This window comes from Streptomyces sp. NBC_00669 (genome assembly GCF_036226785.1).
Taxonomy (GTDB): domain Bacteria; phylum Actinomycetota; class Actinomycetes; order Streptomycetales; family Streptomycetaceae; genus Actinacidiphila.
In genome coordinates, this window is the sequence record NZ_CP109018.1 from 4,322,586 (window position 1) to 4,339,508 (window position 16,923).

A 16,923-nucleotide genomic window follows, 5' to 3' on the forward strand; every position below is an offset into this window, starting at 1 on the left:
GGCGTGCGCAACAGAACTTGCCTCTGACGTCAATGTCAGGTTCTAGCGTAATCGACGGGCCCGAGGTCCGGGCCCGTGGACCGCGAAGGAGTCCCGACGTGACGACCCTTTTCAGCAGCTACCGGCTCGGCGACCTGACCCTGCCCAACCGCACGGTGATGGCCCCGATGACCCGGGTCAGGGCCGCCGCGGGCGGGCTGGCCACGCCGTCGATGGCGGCCTACTACGCGCAGCGGGCCAGCGCCGGGCTGATCGTGACCGAGGGGGTGCAGCCGAACGCGATCGGGCAGTCCAACCCGGGCACCCCGGGGCTGCACACCGACGCGCAGGTGGCCTCCTGGCGCGAGGTGACCGGCGCGGTGCACGCCAACGGCGGACGGCTCTTCGCCCAGATCATGCACGGCGGCCGTGTCTCGCACCCCGACACCATCGGCACCCAGCCGATCGGCCCGTCGGCGGTCGCCGCGGTCGGCGACGTGTTCACCCCGACCGGCCCGCAGCCCGCCCCGGTGCCGCGCGCCCTGGAGACCGCCGAGGTGCCCGAGCAGGCCCGGTCGTACGCCGACGCCGCCCGCCGCGCCGTCGACGCGGGCTTCGACGGCGTCGAACTGCACGGCGCGAATGGCTATCTGATCTCGCAGTTCCTGTCCTCCAACGCCAACCTGCGCACCGACGGCTACGGCGGCCCGATCGCGCACCGCATCCGCTTCGCCGTCGAGGCCGCGGCCGCGACCGTCGAGGCGGTCGGCGGGGACCGGACCGGCATCCGGCTCTCGCCGGGCGCGGACTTCTGGGGCGTGCGGGACACCGACGTCCCCGAGCTGTACACCGCGCTGCTCTCCGAGTTGGCCCGGGTCGGGGTGGGCTACGTCCACCTGGAGGCCACCGCCGACGAGGAGGTGCTGATCGCGCTGCGCCGGGCCTGGTCCGGCCCGCTCATCATGAACCCGGTGCTGCCGATGGGACCGAAGCAGACCGGCCGGGACGACGCCGACCGCTGGCTCGGCCTGGGCGCGGACCTGATCAGCTTCGGCCGGGCCTTCATCGCCAACCCCGACCTGGTGGAGCGGCTGCGCGCCGGGCTCCCGATCGCCCCGGTCGACGAGGCGACGTACTACCAGGGCGGCGACGCGGGCTATCTGACCTACGCCGCCCACCAGTACACGGCCTGACCCCGCTCCCGGCACCCGCTCCACGCCACTGCCCCCGCCGCTGCCCCCGCCTCCGCTCACGGCCGGTCCGCAGGGACCCCCAGCAGGAACGTACGGCCGTCGACGCCGCGCAGCACGGCGTCGGCGGTGGCCTCCGGGGTGAGCCGGGAGCTGTCCAGGACGTGGGCCTCGAACTCCTCGATGGCGGCGAACTGCCGGTGCATCGCGCGGACGGGCTCCGGGTCGGTCAGCGCGTCGGCGCCGCGACCGGTGGCCCGCCGCAGCGTGGTGTCCTGGTCCGGGCGCAGCACGACGTAGTGGAGTTCGGTGTCCCGCGTCCGGGCCGCGGCGCGGAACGCGCCCACGAACCAGGGGCCGATGACGCCGTCGCACACCACCTGGTAGCCGCCGTCGGCGTATCCGAAGGCGGCTTCGGCCAGCACGCCGACGACGACCTCGTTCTGCCGCTGGGCGGCGGGGAGATAGGGCAGGACCGCGCCTTGCACGAGGAAGGACCAGAAGTCGTCGCCGTGCAAATGGACGCTGGGCGTGAGCCTTTGGGTCAGCAGGCGCGCCACGGTGCTCTTGCCCGCACCGGGCGGCCCGGTGAGCACGATCACCCGGCCCGCGGCGGCCGGCGGGAGTGCCGGATCGGGCACGGGAGCGGTGGCGGGATCGAGGGTGGGACCGGCCGCGCGCGCGGAGGCTGGATCAAGGGTGGGATCTGCGGCGGGTCCGGGGGTGGAATCAGGCACGGGATCGGGCGTCGGCCGGGTCATACGGGGTCCTCTCCTCCGTCGCGGCGTGCCGTCACCGCGGTCCAACAGCGTTCCGCCACGGGCCTTCCGAAGCCCGCAGCGCCCGGCGGCACGCCGGTTTCCGGGTGCTCCCGCGCCCCGGGGGCGGCTCCGGCGCGAGGGGACAAACATCCCACGCGCCCCTTCCGCTTTTCACCACGGTGATTCTGCTCTCAATTTCAGCCGCCGCCAGATCCGCACGATCGCGACCCGAAACCTCGGCCAACCGATCAGATTCGGCCATCGTTGAACGGTCAACCGGGCAGGGAACACGGCATCTTCGGGCAGCGACACCACCACGAACCGGGCACCGCGGACGCCCAACGGCCGCCTGGGGCCTGTCCCCAGCGGCTCTCGGCGTGTCCACAGGGGCAAGATCGTCCGGTCCGAACGGGCAACCGTCCACGCCGAGCTGTGACGAGGGCAACTGGCCGGATACGTCGTCGGTGCGGAACTCTGAAACGCTTCAACCCCCTCCTACCGATTACGTCCGCGGTGCGACCGAAGGTGGGTACGGGTTGGTATGGGTTCACATGGCGGAGCATGATGACGCGGGAAACACTGACCACAGGAGTGTGCAACTCCCACCTCTGTGCGGGCGAAAGGACTGAGACCGTGGTGCTCTCCACGCCCTCTGATCTGTCGGGTGCCACCTCCAGAATCCCCGTCACGGTCCACGCTCCGGACCCGATCTCGCTCGCGGGAGTCACCAGCCAGCTCAGCCAGCGGCCGGAGATCCGGTTGGTCGACGCGGAGAGCCGGCAACCGGGGACCGTCGCGGTCCTCCTCGCGGTCGCGCTCGACGAGAACACGCTCTCCCGGCTCCGCCAACTCGTCCGCACCGACGGCGTACGGGCGGTGCTGGTGGCGAACCTGATCCGCGAGGCCGAACTGCTCCAGGTGATCGACTGCGGGGTGGGCGCCATAGTCTGGCGCCATGAGGCCACCGGGCAGCGCATCCTGCAGGCCGTGCTCGCCGCCTCGCGGGGCGACGGCGACCTGCCCTCCGACCTGCTCGGACGGCTCATGACCCAGGTCGGCATCATGCACCGCAACGCCAAGCACCTGCCCGGTGACCCGGCGTCGGGGCTGACCCCGCGCGAGGTCGACGTCCTGCGGCTGGTCGCGGAGGGCATGGAGACCGGGGAGATCGCCAGCAAGCTGTCGTACTCGGAGCGGACCGTCAAGAACGTGATGCACAGCCTGACCACCCGCCTGCGGCTGCGCAACCGCGCGCACGCCGTGGCCTACGCGCTGCGCGAGGGCTACATCTGACCGCCACCGGCGGCGAACCGCCCGGCGGCCACCCCGGTCACCGGTCCACCCGGCCACCGGACGGCCGGGCCGACTCGTCGACGTACGAGTACGCAACCCACCGTGCACAGCGAAGGGCTCGACCGTGATACACGAGGTGGACGAAGTCCTCAGGGGGCTGCTCTCCGGCGGCGCCCTGGCCGGAACCGGTGTCGACATCGCCTTCGAGGCACCGACCCGCGACTGGGCCGCCCGGCGCAACGCGCCGACCATCGACGCCTATCTCTACGACATCCGCGAGGACGTCGCCCGGCGGGAGCGGGGCGCGGTCGCGGTCCGCGACGAGCGGGGCATCGTGCTGCGCCGGCGCCAACCGCCGCGCTGGTACCGGTTGTCCTACCTGGTCACCGCCTGGACCAAGCAGCCGCAGGACGAACACCGCCTGCTCTCCGCTGTGCTGTCCACCCTGCTGCCCCACGAGGTGCTGCCGCCCGAGGAGTTGACGGGCGCGCTGGCCGCGCTCGGGCTGACCGTCCCGCTCACCGTCGCCGGCTCCCAGACCGACTCCCGTTCGTTCGCCGAGATCTGGTCGGCGCTCGGCGGCGAACTCAAGCCGTCGCTGGACGTCACGGTCACCGCGCCCTTCCCGGCCTACCCCGAGTACGACGCCGGGCCGCCGGTCACCGAAGGCGCGGGCGTGCGGGTGCGCGGCACCGACGGCACCCTCGAAGGCTCCGCCGAGCGCTACCACCGCCCGCGCCACCTCGCCGACCGCAAGGACGCGGCCCCGGGCGCGGCCGAGTGACCGCCGCGATACCCGCCACCGGCACGGCCACCAACTCCGGCACTGGCACGGACCCGGACCCGGACTCGGACGCCCTGGTCCGCAGGCTCGGCCGGCTGCGCGACCGGGTCGCCCTGCTCGTGGAGCACCGCAGCGCCTCCGACCCGACCGCCGCCGACCCGCTGCGCGGCCTGTACCTGACCGACGAAGCGGTACGGCATCTGCTGCGCCCGGCCGCGGCGGAGGAGGGCAGCGCGTTCGGCGACGGGTCCGACGGCGCGTTCGGCGTCGCGTTCGACGACGGGTCCGACGGCGACCGGCTGCACCAACTCGCCGCCCGGCTCGGCCTGTCCGCGCTGGACGCCCGCATCCTGCTCACCGTGCTCGCCCCCGACCTCGACCGCACCTTCGAACCGCTCTACGGCTACCTCAACGACGACGTCAGCCGCCGCCGGGCGACCATCGGCCTCGCGCTCGACCTGTGCGGGGTGCCCGCGCACCGCGCCGAGGGCCGCGCCCGCTTCCACCCGTCGGCACCGCTGGCCGCGCTCGGCCTGATCGTGGTCGAGGAGGGCGAACGCCCCTTCCTCAGCCGGTCGTTGCGGGTCCCGGACCGGGTCGCCGCCCACCTCGTCGGCGATGACACCCCCGACCCCGCGCTCGCCGGCCAGGTCCGGCCGCTCGGCCGGCCGGCCGCAGCGGACGACCCGCTGGTGGAACGGCTCGCCAAACGCCTCGCGACCGGCCCGGCCACGGTCTACCTGCGCGAGCAGCGCGAGGGCGACGGCATCGCCTGCGCCGCCGCCGCGCTCGGCGCTGCCGCGCTGCCCGCCCTGCACTTCACCCCCGCGGGCCACTCCCCCGCCCCCGGCGACGACGGCCGGGGCGACGACCCCGCCGGCCACGGGCCCGACCGCGGAGCCGCGGCCACCGCCGCGCTTCCCCAACTGCTGCGCGAGGCACGGCTGCGCGGCCACGCGGTCCTGGTCGCCCCCGTACCGGACGAGCCCGGCGCCGCCGCCGCGCTCGTCCGCGCCCTGGCGGTCGACGACGTCACCGTGATCATGACGGGCACCCGGCCGTACGACCCGCAGTGGGCAGATCGCGACCCGCTCGTGCTCGACGCGCCCCGGCAGCGGGCCGGCGACCTCGACACCTGGACGGCGGCGCTCGGCACGACCGGCCCCGGCACGGACGGCGGGGCCGGCTCCGGTTCCGGGTCCGGTGCGCCGACCACCGGGTCCGGTGCGGCGACCACCGAGGCCGGTGCGGCGACCACCGAGGCCGGCAAGGAGATCGGGGCCGTCGAAGCCGTCGAGGCCGCCGGCTTCGACCTGGCGCCGGTCGTCGCGCCGTACCGGCTCGGCGGCGACCGCATCCGCCGGGTCGCCCGAGTCGCCCGCGAGCTGGCCGAGTTCGACGGCACCCCGCTGTCCGCCGGGCACCTGCGGCTCGCCGCGCGGCAGCAGTCCGCGTCCGGCCTCGAACGCCACGCCCGCCGGATCAGGCCCGCCGTCGGCTGGGACGACCTGGTGCTGCCGGACGGTCCGCTCGCCCAACTGCGCGAGCTGGCCATGCGCGCGCGCCACCGCGACCAGGTGCTCGGGGACTGGCGGTTGAGCGCCGGGGGCGGTCGCGGCCGGGGCGTGCTGGCGCTCTTCGCGGGCGGCTCCGGCACCGGCAAGACGCTCTCGGCCGAGGTGGTCGCCGCCGAACTCGGCCTGGACCTCTACGTGGTGCAGCTCTCCTCGATCGTCGACAAGTACGTCGGCGAGACCGAGAAGAACCTGGAGCGCGTCTTCACCGAGGCCGACCGCACCGACGCGGTGCTCCTCTTCGACGAGGCCGACTCGGTGTTCGGCAAGCGGTCGGAGGTGAAGGACGCGCACGACCGCTACGCCAACATGGAGAGCGCCTACCTGCTCCAGCGGCTGGAGTCCTTCGACGGCATCGCGCTGCTCACCACGAACCTGCGGGCCAACGTGGACGACGCGTTCACCCGGCGGCTGGACATGGTGGTCGACTTCCCGTTCCCCGACCCGGCCCAGCGGCTGGCGCTGTGGCGGCACAGCCTGGCCCACGTGCCGTGCGCCGACGACATCGAACCGGACGCGGTGGCACGGCAGTTCGAGCTGGCCGGCGGTTCGATCCGCAGCGCGGTGGTCACCGCCGCGTACGCCGCCGCCGGCCGCGGCGCCCCGGTGGGCACCGCGGACCTGCTGGCGGGGGCGCAGCGCGAGTACCGCAAGGCGGGCCGGCTGGTGCTGGACGACAACGGCGAGTGGTGACGCCCGGGTTCGCCGGTCGGCGGCGCGATCAGCCGGCCGGCCGGCGCACGCGGCGACCGGCCGGCGAAGGCAGCCGACCGCTCAGACCGTGATCCTGATGGCCTCGAGCGAATTCGTCATGTCCGTGGTACCGCCGAAGATCCAGTCCTGCTTGCTCTGGGCGGGGTCGTTGCATCCCTGGCCGCCCCACCCGCCCTTGTGCAGGAAGGCGTTCCGGCACACCTCACCCGTCTTGACGCCGACGGCGAAGCCGGACAGCCGGATGTCCTTGCCGGTGGTGCCCACGTAGATGTCGGCACCGGCGATCGCGCCCTGCCACGGTGCCTTCCACCCGCCGTCCTCGCGGAACGCGTTGGCGGAACCGCTGGCGATCCCGGCGACCGCGATGTTGATGGACTCGATGGCACCGGCGTCGTCGTCCGTCGAACCCGCCGTGACGCCGTCGCAGGAGGGCTTGCTCCAGCCCTTGTCGCCGACGTAGACGCGGTAGCAGATGTGCCGGCCGCCCGGATCGCTCGCGGCGAGCTTCTGCACCGCGGTCGCCGCCGTGGCCGGCGGTGCCTTCTTCTTCTTCGGCTCGCCACCGCCCCCGGACCCGCCCGACGATCCGGCGGGCGACGCCGGGGGCGTCGTCTGCGCGGGGCTGGTGGTCGGCGGCGGCGTCACCGGCGCCGCCGGGGTGGGCAGGGTGCTCGCGGCCGCCTGCTGGACCTTCTCCCCCGCGAGGCTGGCCACCTGCGGCTTATAGGCGAACCACAGCGCGACCGCGGCGATCACGAGCCCGACCATCAGCCCGAGGAAGGTGGCCAGGAAGCGGGGCAGCACCCCGCGCTGCACGTACGTCCCGTCGACGTCGAGCGGGTTGGCGCCCGAGCGCTGGACCGCCAGCCGGAAGGGGCGGTTCTCCTTGCGCCCGAACCAGGCGATCCGGCGCGGCTTGAGAGTGGTCTTGACGAACGCGGCCCGGCCGGGCTCGATCTGCACGTTGGCCGGGTGGATCTCGTACGAGACCTGGTCGCCGTTGTCGGCGCCGACGATCGAGGCGGTCAGCTTCGTGTTGCCGAGGTTGTCCACCGCGAGCTTGGAGCGGCCCCGGAAGCGGCCCTTGACGGTGTGCGGCACCAGCTCGGCCCGCACCTCGGTGAAGGGCGTGATGGTGATGTTGCCCTCCGGGACCGTGGTGGCCTCGGGATTCTCGGTGGGCACGATCTGGACGCCGTACGGGTTGGGCCCGGCGACGGCGTCCGGGGTGCGCGGCGGCGCGATGGTGAGATGGACGGTGTCCACGGTGCCCGGGTAGAGCCGCAGCAGCGGCGGCTCGACCGTGATGTACGGAGCGAGGTCACCGACCGGCATGAAGCGGTACTCGTCCACGACGTCGCCGGTGTTGCGCAGGCGCAACCGTACGGTCGTGGCGCTGCCCGGGTCGACCGTGGCGGACGGGGGTTCGAGGGAGGTCCAAAGGCTCACACCCCGACGCTACGGTGCCGGGCCCCGGGCCGGCAGCGGACCGCGAGGCAGGGCTGGTGTCCGTGCGGGCGGGGGGAGTTGCCCCCGAGGGGCGGGCGCGGGACCGTTCAGCCGTAGGCGGCCGAGTCCCACGCCAGGCCGGGCCGCAGCCCCGCGAGCGCGGCCGGGTCCGCGAACCGGACGTGCAGCACCCAGGACGGCACCCGGTCGGGGTCCTGCCACAACTCGCCCCACTCCGCGCCGAACGCGGCGTTCCAGCCGGCCGCGTCGTCGGGCGACAGGCCGCGCTCGCGCAGCCCGTCCTCGATCCGCCGCCGGGCGGCGGCCTCGTCGAACGGGACGTTCCGCCCGTCGCTCACCGCGACCCGCGCCAGCACGAGACGGGCGCGGCGGGCCGGCTCCACGTCGGTGCCGTACGGGTCAACGCCGTTGAGGTCGATGCCGCCCACCAGCTCCTCCGCGCCCGGCCAGACGGGAGCGGCGTCCGCCAGCAGCCGCAGCACGAACGGCTTGGTGGCGGACGGCGACCCGGCATCCGGGTGCACCGCGGCGCACAGCAGTTCCACCGCGTCGCCGTCGACGTGGCGCACGCTCGCGTGCCACAGATCGGACATGGCGGTCCTCCTCCTGGGTCGTCCCTGCCGTCCGTCCGGCCGCGGCGCTCCCTCGGCCGGCCGGCACCTGGAGCCCGGACCCTACGGGCCGGTGCTCAGCGGATGGTGATGGACCCGCCGGAGATCGCTAGCGCCAAGTACTGCAGCGCCCGGTCGGCGCCGGGACCCATCCGGTCGGCGAAGGTGGTCGGCTGGGCGGTGGCCCGCCCGGTGCGGGAGCTCACCCGCGGGAGCGAGAACGGGATGTGGTGGAAGGCGTGCAGCACGGACTCGGCCGGGCCGGTGGCGCCGTAGTGGTCGATGAGGCTCTCGAACTCCCCCCGCCGGGGGCCGCCGAGGTCGTTGAGGAAGTCCAGGTCGTCGGCGTTCCAACCGCGGTGGTTGCCGGTGTAGCGCCGCAGGTCCGCCAGGTCCAGCTGGGAGATCCGCACGTGCGTGCCGGGGTCGGTGGGCTGGCGGTCCTGGAAGGGGAAGTACGTCCCGTCGTGGTGGACCGTCCACATCCTGTTCGCCCCGTCGTACACGCGGTGGTGGATCGTCAGGCCGTCCACGAAGTCCCCGGCCGCGTCGTACTGCCGCTGTGACATGCCCTGCGGCCGGCGCGACGGCGGGCGGGCGTAGTGGACGTCGACGCCGAAGTAGACGTAGTCCTTCTGCTGCCCGCGCCGCACCGTCCGGTTGGTCGCCCGCACCTGGGCGACGGTGGACTTCAGGTCGGCCTCGATGCCGCGCTCGTAGGTCGAGTTGTCGCGCTTCGAGGCGGGCACGAGGTTGTCGGCGGTTCCGATGCCGCCGGCGATGTTGTTGACCAGGTGGAAGCGAATCCAGAAGTTGGTCAGCCTCAGCGCCCGGATGTAGTCGAAGCCGAACGGGTCCTGGGAGGGCGGGGAGCCGGTCAGGCTCCCGCTGTTCAGCATCTCTATCGACTCGGTGCGGCCGCCGCCGCGCGTCACCGTGATCCCGCTGCGGTTGGGCTCGGCGGTCGGCACCGCGACCCGCTGGATGGCGGGGGTGCCGGTCAACTCGGGCGCGGGCCCGGCGCCCTGGGCCGTGCCCGCCCGCTCCGGCGCGGTCCGCACCGGGACCGGCGCCGACATCGCCCGCTCGGCGTTGCGCTCCGCGGCCCGCTCGTACGCGTCGCCCGGGTCGCTGACCCGCAGCCCGTCCCCGGTGGGCGTGCCGGCGACGGGGCCGGTGCGCTGCTGGATGACGTGGGTGAGTTCGTGGGCGAGCGTGCGCTTGTCGGCGCCGCCGTCGCCGACCACCACGTGGTTGCCCGAGGTGTAGGCGCGGGCGCCCAGCTCCGCCGCCGAGCGCCGGGCGGCGCTGTCGTCGTGGACGCGCACGTCGCCGAAGTCGGCGCCGAGCCGCGCCTCCATCTCGGCGCGCAGCGGGGCGGCCAGCGCGCGGCCGGAGCCGCGCAGCACGCTGTGCACCGCGGAGCGCTGGACGGCCGGGCCGCGCCCGCCGTCCGCGCCGTGCGGGTGCCCGTGCCCGTCGTCCTGGAGCATGCGGGCCACCGCGGAGTTGCCCACGGCGCGCTGCAGGGCCAGGAGTCCGGCGGCGCTCGTGCCGGGTGCCGGGCGCGGCCCGGCGACCGCCGGGCGCGGCAGCGCGGAAGGCCGGGAACGCCCGGCCGCGGACACCTCGTCGACCTTGTCGTGCGCGCGCATGACCGCCCTCTCCGTGGCTGACCCTCCCTGCCTACGGCGAACTCCGGGCCCGGCGCAAGGACTACGGGGGCACTCCCGGGGGCAGACCTCACGCGCACCAAGCGCGCCACCCGCCCCCGAGGACCGGCGAACCGCCCGCGGGGGCACCCCGCGTGCCGCCGGGCACCGGCGCGGGTCCCGCCATGCGTGGACATACGGTGACGAGTCGGGCGGGCGCCGGGGCGTCGCGGCGCGAAGACGGCAGGCACGGCCCGACCCCGGCAGCGGCGCGCTGCCCTCGGGGGCAGCGGAACTGCCCCCGGAAAGGCACCGCAGGACGTTTCGGTCACGGGCCGGGCGAGCGAGGGTAAGAGTCGACCCTTTTCTCGTACCCCGAGGAGATCAGCGCATGCCGTCGTATCTGTCGCCGGGCGTCTACGTGGAGGAAGTGGCCAGCGGTTCCCGCCCGATCGAGGGGGTGGGCACATCGGTTGCCGCCTTCGTCGGTCTGGCGCCCACCGGTCCGCTCAACGAGCCGACCCTGGTGACCAACTGGACGCAGTACGTCGCGTCCTTCGGTGAGTTCACCGACGGCTACTTCCTCGCGCACTCGGTCTACGGCTTCTTCAACAACGGAGGCTCCGCGGCCTACGTCGTCCGGGTAGGCGGCGAGACCGGCGGAGTGTCGGGCCAGGCAGCGGGCGTCACCGGCAAGCAGCCGGCCGCCGTTGCCGGCGGTGGCGCCGGCCCGGCCGCCCTGACCGCCGGCGAGGACACCACGCTCGGCACCTTCAAGGTCGCGGCGCTCGCGCCCGGCGAGGCCGGTCCGCTCAGCGTCGAGGTCGCGGACGCCGAGGGCGAAGGCCCCGCCGAGCGCTTCCGGCTGCTCGTCAAGGACGGCGACAAGACCGTCGAGACCTTCGACGTGACCGCCAAGCGCGGCAACCGCAACTACGTCGTCACCCAGGTGAAGGAGCGCTCCAAGCTCATCACCGTCAAGGAGGCGGCCGCCTCCGGCCAGCTGGTCCGTCCGGAGAACCAGACCGTGGCGCTCGCCGCTCCGGCCTCGGTCCCCGCGACCACCGGACCGGCGGGTTCCGACTCCGGCGAGACGATCGGTGTCGGCGAGTACCTCGGCGACAGCGCCGACCGCACCGGCTTCGGCGGCCTCGAGGCGGTGGACGAGATCTCCATGGTCGCCGTCCCCGACCTGATGGCGGCCTACCAGCGCGGCGCGATCGACCTGGAGTCCGTCAAGGCCGTCCAGCTCGGCCTGATCGCGCACTGCGAGCTGATGGGCGACCGGCTGGCGATCATCGACCCGCCGCCCGGGCTCAACGCGCGGGAGATCCGCGTGTGGCGCCAGGAGACGTCCAACTACGACTCCAAGTACGCGGCGCTGTACTACCCGTGGATCAAGGTCTTCGACCCGGCCGGCGGCCAGACCCGGCTGGTCCCGCCGAGCGGCCACGTGGCGGGCATCTGGGCCCGCAACGACTTCGAGCGCGGCGTGCACAAGGCGCCCGCCAACGAGGTGGTGCGCGGCGCGGTGGACCTGGAGATGCAGATCACCCGCGGCGAGCAGGACCTGCTCAACCCGCTTGGCATCAACTGCATCCGCTCCTTCCCCGGCCGCGGCATCAGGGTCTGGGGTGCGCGCACCCTGTCCTCCGACCCGGCCTGGCGCTACCTGAACATCCGCCGGTACTTCAACTACCTCGAAGAGTCGATCCTGGCCGGCACCCAGTGGGTCGTCTTCGAGCCCAACGACCAGGCGCTGTGGGCCCGGATCAGGCGCAACATCTCGGCCTTCCTGGTCACCGAGTGGCGCGGCGGCGCGCTGTTCGGCGGCCAGCCGGACGACGCCTACTACGTGAAGTGCGACGCCGAGACCAACCCGCCGGAGTCGGTGGACCTCGGCCGGGTGATCTGCGAGATCGGCGTCTCCCCGGTGAAGCCCGCGGAGTTCGTGATCTTCCGGCTCGCCCAGTTCTCCAGCGGCGCGGGCGAGTTGGAGGAGTGACCGTGGCCAGGGATGACCACGACCAGCAGCGGCAGGACCAGCACGGCATGACGTACGAGCAGCGCGACGCGAAGGAAAAGCGGCCATGAGTCTCCAGCCAGGTGATGCGCTCACCTCACACAATTTCGGCCTGCAGATCGACGGGGTGATGGTCGAGTACCTCCAGGAGGTCAACGGCCTGGACATGCAGCAGGACGTCATCGAGTACCAGCAGGTGTCGGCGAACGGACAGCCGGTCACCAAGAAGATGCCCGGCGTGAAGAAGGCCGGCGAAGCGACCGTCGTGCGCGGCATGACCCAGTCCAAGGCGTTCAACGACTGGATCAACTCGTCGGTCCGCGGCGACATGGGTTCGGCCCGCAAGAACGCCAGCATCCTGGTGATGGACTACATGAACAACCCGGTGAAGCGGTACCACCTGCGTCAGGCGTGGTGCAGCAAGATCTCGGCGAGCACGGTGAAGGCCGGTGAGGCCTCGGCGCTGACCGAGACCGTGACGATCACCTACGAAGAAATGATCATGGAGTAATGCGCCGAGGAACGGCTTCCAGGTCAGGCGGCCCCCTGTCCGACGACGCCACGGCGGTCCCCGTGACCGCCGCGGCGCCGTCGGCGTCGGCCACCGCCCTGTCCGCGCCGGTCACCGAACCGGCCCCCGTACGGAGGCAGTTGCGCACCGAGTTCGCCTTCGAGCTGCCCCGCGGCTACGTCGACGAGTCGGGCGCGGTGCACCGCGACGGGGTGATGCGCCTGGCGACCGCGCGGGACGAGCTGATCCCGCTGCGGGACCTGCGGGTGCAGGAGAACCCGGCGTACCTTTCCGTGGTGCTGCTGGGCCGGGTGATCACCCGGCTCGGTACGGTGCCGCACATGCACGACGGCGTGGTGGAGAACATGTTCGCCTCCGACCTCGCCTTCCTCCAGGACTTCTACCGCCAGATCAACGCCGAGGGCCACACCAGGGCCGGCGTGACCTGTCCGCACTGCGAGCAGCCGTTCGAGGTCGAGCTCGGCGGGAGCCGCCTGGGGGAATCGTGACGTACGCGACCGACCGGGTGCACGAGGAGATCGCGTACATCGCCTACCACTTCCACTGGAGCCTGGAGGACATCCTGGACCTCGAACACCGCGACCGCCGTCAGTACGCCGAGCAGATCGCCTCGCTCGTCACGCGTGCCACGGCAGAACGGTGAGAGGACGGGGTTACGGCCATGGGAATCCTTGACCGGTGGGCCCCACGGGCCCGCGCACGCGGACGTATGCAGACAGGTGGCGCGCAGCCGGACGGCAGCGCGGCGACCGAGGCGGGGCCGGGCGCTGCCCCGGGCGCCGCGTCGGGCTCCGTGCACGGTGCCGGGCCGGCTCCGGCCGCCGGTACCGCCGCCGTGCGGCCGAGCGGGCCGCCCGGCTGGTCCGCGCTGCCGCCGATCCAGCGGGCGAGCGCGCACCCGTCCCGGCACACCATCGCGGCCGCGGACTTCGGCGGCACGCTCTCGGCCTGGCAGAACCCCTCCTTCACCGGGGAGTTGGCGCACGTCGTGCTCGACGACGCGCCGACCGGGCTGATCCGCGACGTGCTCACCCCGGCGCCGGCCGCCGTGCACCGCACCGGCCAGCCGCCGGTCGCCCTGCCGGTCGCCGTGGTCGGCGACCGCGGCAGCGGCGACGTCCCGGCGGAGCCGGCGGCCGGACCCGCGGTGCAGCGCGCGGTGTCGGCGGCCCAGGCCACCGGGCCCCGCGTGGTGCCGCTGGTGTCCAGGCCGCCCGCGCCCACCGCGCTGACCAGGGCGCCGGCCCCGCAGGTGGCGCGACGCGCGCTTCCGACCGTCACCCCGGCGCCGAGCGCGCCGGTCGCACCGGTCAACGCCCCCACCGCCCCCACCACGTCCACCGGGCCGGCCGGTGGCGGGTCCGCCGGCGGAACGGGCGGGGAGCCGGGCGGCAACAGCCCCGGCGGATCAGGCGGGTTCGGCGGACCGGGCGGGGGCACGCCCCCCGGACCGGCACCCGCGCCTGCCCCTGCGCCGGTCCAGCGGCAGGTGGAGCGCGAGGGCGCCGCCGCCGGCCCGCTCCCGGGCCGCGGTACGCCCGGCGGTGACAGCGCCCCGGCCCGTACGGCGCCCCTCGCGGCGCCCGACGCCGGCGCGCCCCAGAACGCCTCGACTTCCCTTCCGGTGGCCCCCGTTCAGCGGACGGCCGCGCCCGCGCAGGGCGGCGCCGGCCGCACCGGCGGACTCGGCGCGCCCCTCCAGGGACCCGCCCCCGTGCACCCGGTGGCCCAGGTCCAGCGGCGGACGTCCGCCGCCACTCCCCCGGCGAGCCCCGCTCCCGTGCGGCAGAGCCCGATCGGGCCGCCGACCGGACGGAGTTCGGCGGGCACCGGCGGTTCCACGTCGGTACCCGTACCCGTACCCGTACGACCGGCCGGCCCGGGTACGCCACCCGCGGGCTCGGCCGCGCCCGGGGCGACGCCCGCTGCTCCCGCGGCCGTTCAGCGCCGTGCGGTGCCCCCGGCGAACCCGGCGAACCCGGCGACCCCGACGAGCGGCACGACCCCGGCGGGTCCGGTGCCCCCGGCGACCGGGCTCGGGGCGCCCATGTCCTCGGCCCAGGGCACGACTTCGGCGCTTCCGGTCTCCGCGCCGCGCGGGGCCGACGGGCCGTCCGTGCCCCCCGGCCCGTCGGCCGCGCCTGCGGGAGCGGGTGCGGGTGCGGGTGCGGGTGCGGGTGCGGCACCCGCCGGACCCGGCGCCGTCCAGCGCCCGGCCGCTGACCCGACGACCCCGTCCGCCGGGCTCGGCGCACCCGTGCCTTCTCCCGGGCAGGCCGCGGGTCCCGCCGCGGCGGCTCCCGTCCAGCGGGCGGCCACCGGTCCGGTGGCCGGCCCGGCCGCGCCCTCGGGCAGCACGGGATCGCGGCCCGCCACCACCCCGGGCGGCTCGGCCCCCCGGCAACGGCCGCTGCTCGGCGCCCCTATGTCCGCGCCGCCGCCCGGCGCGGCGCCGCTCACCGGACGCGCGGTACAGAGGTCCGCCGCCTCGGCAGCGGTCCGGCCGTCCGCCCCGCAGGCGGGTGCAACCTCCGCTGTCAGCAGGGGCGTTGCGGGACCGTCCGGCAGCACCCCGGCCGTACCGGTTGCGCCGGCCGCCCCGGCCGCTCCCGGCGCCCCGGCCGGTACGCCGACGCGCCCGCAGACCGCGGTGCCGTTCCCGCAGCCCTCGGCGGCCTCGAACCCGCCCTCCGCACCGGACCGTTCGCCCGGCGGCGCTCCCCCCGTGAGCCAGTCGCCCGCCGCTCCCGTCCAGCGCGCGTCCGCCGCGCCGAACACGCCGAGCCCGCCGAACGCGCCCTCCCCGTCGGCCGGTTCGGCAAGCGTCCCGGCCGGCCCGGCTCCCGTGCCGCGCGGCACGGCCACCCCCGTCGGCCAGAACAGCGCCACGGGCACCGCCGGTGCACCGGTCCCGCCCTCCGACGGCGACCGCGCGGCGGCCACGGCGACCACGGCGGCAGCGGCCCCCGCCTCCTCTCCGGCCCCCGTGCAACGCGCGGTGGCCGCAAGGCCGTTGGCGTCCGCACGTCCGGTGCGGACGACCCTGCGGCCCGTGGCGGCCACGGGCCCCCGGCAGCCCGCCACACCGGCGGCGGTGCCCCTACGCCCCACCGGGCACCCCGAAGCGTCCGCGCCCCGCCCCCAGCCGTCTCCCCAACAGCCGTCCGGCGCGAACCCGTTGGGGACGGCGGCCGTCGCGCAGCCGGCCACCGCGCCGGTGCAGCTCCGTACCGCGGCCGGAGGGCCGGCCCCGGCGACCGGAGCCGTTCCGCCCGCCGCCCCCGTACCCGCATCCGTGCCGGCACCCGCACCCGCACCCGTACGCCCGGCGCCCGCGACCATGTCCACGGCCGCGACCACGGCCGGGCCCGGATTCGTCCAGCGCTCGATGGCCGGACCGCTCGCCACCGCACCCCTCGGCACCGCCGCGCCGCTGACCCCGGTGACCGGCAACCCGCCGGCGGCCCGCTCCGCGCACCCGCTCCCCGCCGTGCAGCGCATGGCGGTCCCCGGGGCCGCGCCGACCGCCGCGCTCCACGCGCCGGTTCCCGCGCCCGCACCCGCGCCGAGCCCGGACGTACGCCCCGACAGCACAGGACCGGTCCGGCACGGCACCGACGCGCTGCCGCTGAACGGCGTCGCCGAGGCGTTCCCCGCCGTACGGCCCGCGACGCCCGCGGTCGGCGTATCCGGCGCGCCCACCGGGCAGTTGCCGGTGCAGCGCGCGGTGCTCGCGCCCGTAGCGGCCGGCACGGCCACCGGCGGCGTACCGGCCGCCGTACAGACCGCCGTACAGACCGCCGTGCACCAGGCGGTCCCGACCTCGGCGCAGGCCGCCGTCTCCCTCGCCCCGGTCACCTCCACGTCCGCCGCGGAGCTGCCGGTGCAGCGCGCACCCGCCACACCGTCGCTCGCCTCGCGGATGACGAAGTTCGTCTCCCCGCAGCGCACCGCCGAGGCGCGGGTCACACCCGTCACGGTGGGCCGGGACGACGGCGGAAGCAGCGGCGGCTCCCGCGCCGCCAAACCACCGGCCGACCCGCCACCCGCGTACAGCCGTTACGACACCCGCCGCACCAACCCGCCCCGCGGGAACGGCGGGAACAGCGGGAGCGGCGGCAACGACGCCGCGGGCGGCGCCGACTTCGACGCCCGCACGCTCTCCGACGGCCAGGTGGACGAGTTGACGCACCGGCTGATCGGCCCGCTGACCCGGCTGCTGCGCACCGAACTGCGGCTGGACCGGGAGCGGATCGGCAGGTTGCGTGACTCCCGCCGCTGACCGCGCCGCCCGGCGGGCGGCCCCCGCCGGGCCGACCCATCCGCCCGCCCGCGCCACT

Annotated in this window: 13 protein-coding genes; 9 read left to right on the forward strand and 4 right to left on the reverse strand. The window is 75.1% G+C overall.

Annotated elements, in window-relative coordinates:
* The first annotated feature begins 98 nt into the window (after window positions 1–98).
* A complete protein-coding gene (locus OG896_RS17815) occupies window positions 99–1,172 on the forward strand; it encodes an alkene reductase (RefSeq protein WP_329366628.1) in 1,074 nt (357 codons plus the stop codon).
* 56 nt (window positions 1,173–1,228) lie between these two features.
* Here OG896_RS17815 and OG896_RS17820 read toward each other — a convergent pair whose 3' ends face one another.
* Window positions 1,229–1,906, reverse strand: coding sequence for an AAA family ATPase (locus OG896_RS17820; RefSeq protein ID WP_329366630.1), 678 nt, complete (start codon window positions 1,904–1,906; stop codon window positions 1,229–1,231).
* Between the two features lie 657 nt (window positions 1,907–2,563).
* Between OG896_RS17820 and OG896_RS17825 the strand changes: the two genes are divergently transcribed.
* The 3 genes from OG896_RS17825 (at window position 2,564) to OG896_RS17835 (ending at window position 6,274) form a co-directional block, all read left to right on the forward strand.
* Window positions 2,564–3,223: a helix-turn-helix transcriptional regulator gene (locus tag OG896_RS17825; RefSeq protein WP_328467069.1), complete on the forward strand. Its 660-nt coding sequence runs from the start codon at window positions 2,564–2,566 to the stop codon at window positions 3,221–3,223.
* Window positions 3,224–3,347: 124 nt separating this feature from the next.
* Complete coding sequence (locus OG896_RS17830; protein WP_329366633.1) at window positions 3,348–4,007, forward strand: DUF4255 domain-containing protein; 660 nt, start codon at window positions 3,348–3,350, stop codon at window positions 4,005–4,007.
* Complete coding sequence (locus OG896_RS17835; protein ID WP_443057073.1) at window positions 4,004–6,274, forward strand: ATP-binding protein; 2,271 nt, start codon at window positions 4,004–4,006, stop codon at window positions 6,272–6,274. The genes OG896_RS17830 and OG896_RS17835 overlap by 4 nt, the downstream gene beginning before the upstream one ends.
* An 81-nt stretch (window positions 6,275–6,355) precedes the next feature.
* Here OG896_RS17835 and OG896_RS17840 read toward each other — a convergent pair whose 3' ends face one another.
* The 3 genes from OG896_RS17840 to OG896_RS17850 form a co-directional block, all read right to left on the reverse strand.
* On the reverse strand, window positions 6,356–7,744 hold the full coding sequence (locus tag OG896_RS17840; protein ID WP_329366635.1) for a COG1470 family protein: 1,389 nt from the start codon (window positions 7,742–7,744) through the stop codon (window positions 6,356–6,358).
* 107 nt (window positions 7,745–7,851) lie between these two features.
* Window positions 7,852–8,358: a hypothetical protein gene (locus tag OG896_RS17845; RefSeq protein WP_329366637.1), complete on the reverse strand. Its 507-nt coding sequence runs from the start codon at window positions 8,356–8,358 to the stop codon at window positions 7,852–7,854.
* 95 nt (window positions 8,359–8,453) lie between these two features.
* Entirely contained in the window at window positions 8,454–10,031 is a 1,578-nt protein-coding gene (locus OG896_RS17850; RefSeq protein WP_402442370.1) for an eCIS core domain-containing protein, read from the reverse strand.
* A 388-nt stretch (window positions 10,032–10,419) separates the two neighbouring features.
* Here OG896_RS17850 and OG896_RS17855 point away from each other — a divergent pair, with 388 nt between their 5' ends.
* The 5 genes from OG896_RS17855 (at window position 10,420) to OG896_RS17875 (ending at window position 16,865) form a co-directional block, all read left to right on the forward strand.
* A complete protein-coding gene (locus OG896_RS17855) occupies window positions 10,420–12,033 on the forward strand; it encodes a phage tail sheath subtilisin-like domain-containing protein (RefSeq protein WP_329366639.1) in 1,614 nt (537 codons plus the stop codon).
* A gap of 85 nt (window positions 12,034–12,118) precedes the next feature.
* The gene (locus OG896_RS17860) at window positions 12,119–12,562 is read left to right on the forward strand and encodes a phage tail protein (RefSeq protein WP_329366641.1); all 444 of its coding nucleotides are present in this window, start codon (window positions 12,119–12,121) and stop codon (window positions 12,560–12,562) included.
* Window positions 12,562–13,071, forward strand: a complete 510-nt coding sequence (locus tag OG896_RS17865; RefSeq protein ID WP_328467057.1) for a hypothetical protein — start codon at window positions 12,562–12,564, stop codon at window positions 13,069–13,071. Before OG896_RS17860 ends, OG896_RS17865 begins: the two co-directional genes overlap by 1 nt.
* Window positions 13,068–13,226, forward strand: a complete 159-nt coding sequence (locus OG896_RS17870) for a DUF6760 family protein (protein WP_328467055.1) — start codon at window positions 13,068–13,070, stop codon at window positions 13,224–13,226. The genes OG896_RS17865 and OG896_RS17870 overlap by 4 nt, the downstream gene beginning before the upstream one ends.
* 66 nt (window positions 13,227–13,292) lie before the next feature.
* On the forward strand, window positions 13,293–16,865 hold the full coding sequence (locus OG896_RS17875; RefSeq protein ID WP_329366643.1) for a hypothetical protein: 3,573 nt from the start codon (window positions 13,293–13,295) through the stop codon (window positions 16,863–16,865).
* The last annotated feature ends 58 nt before the right edge of the window (window positions 16,866–16,923 follow it).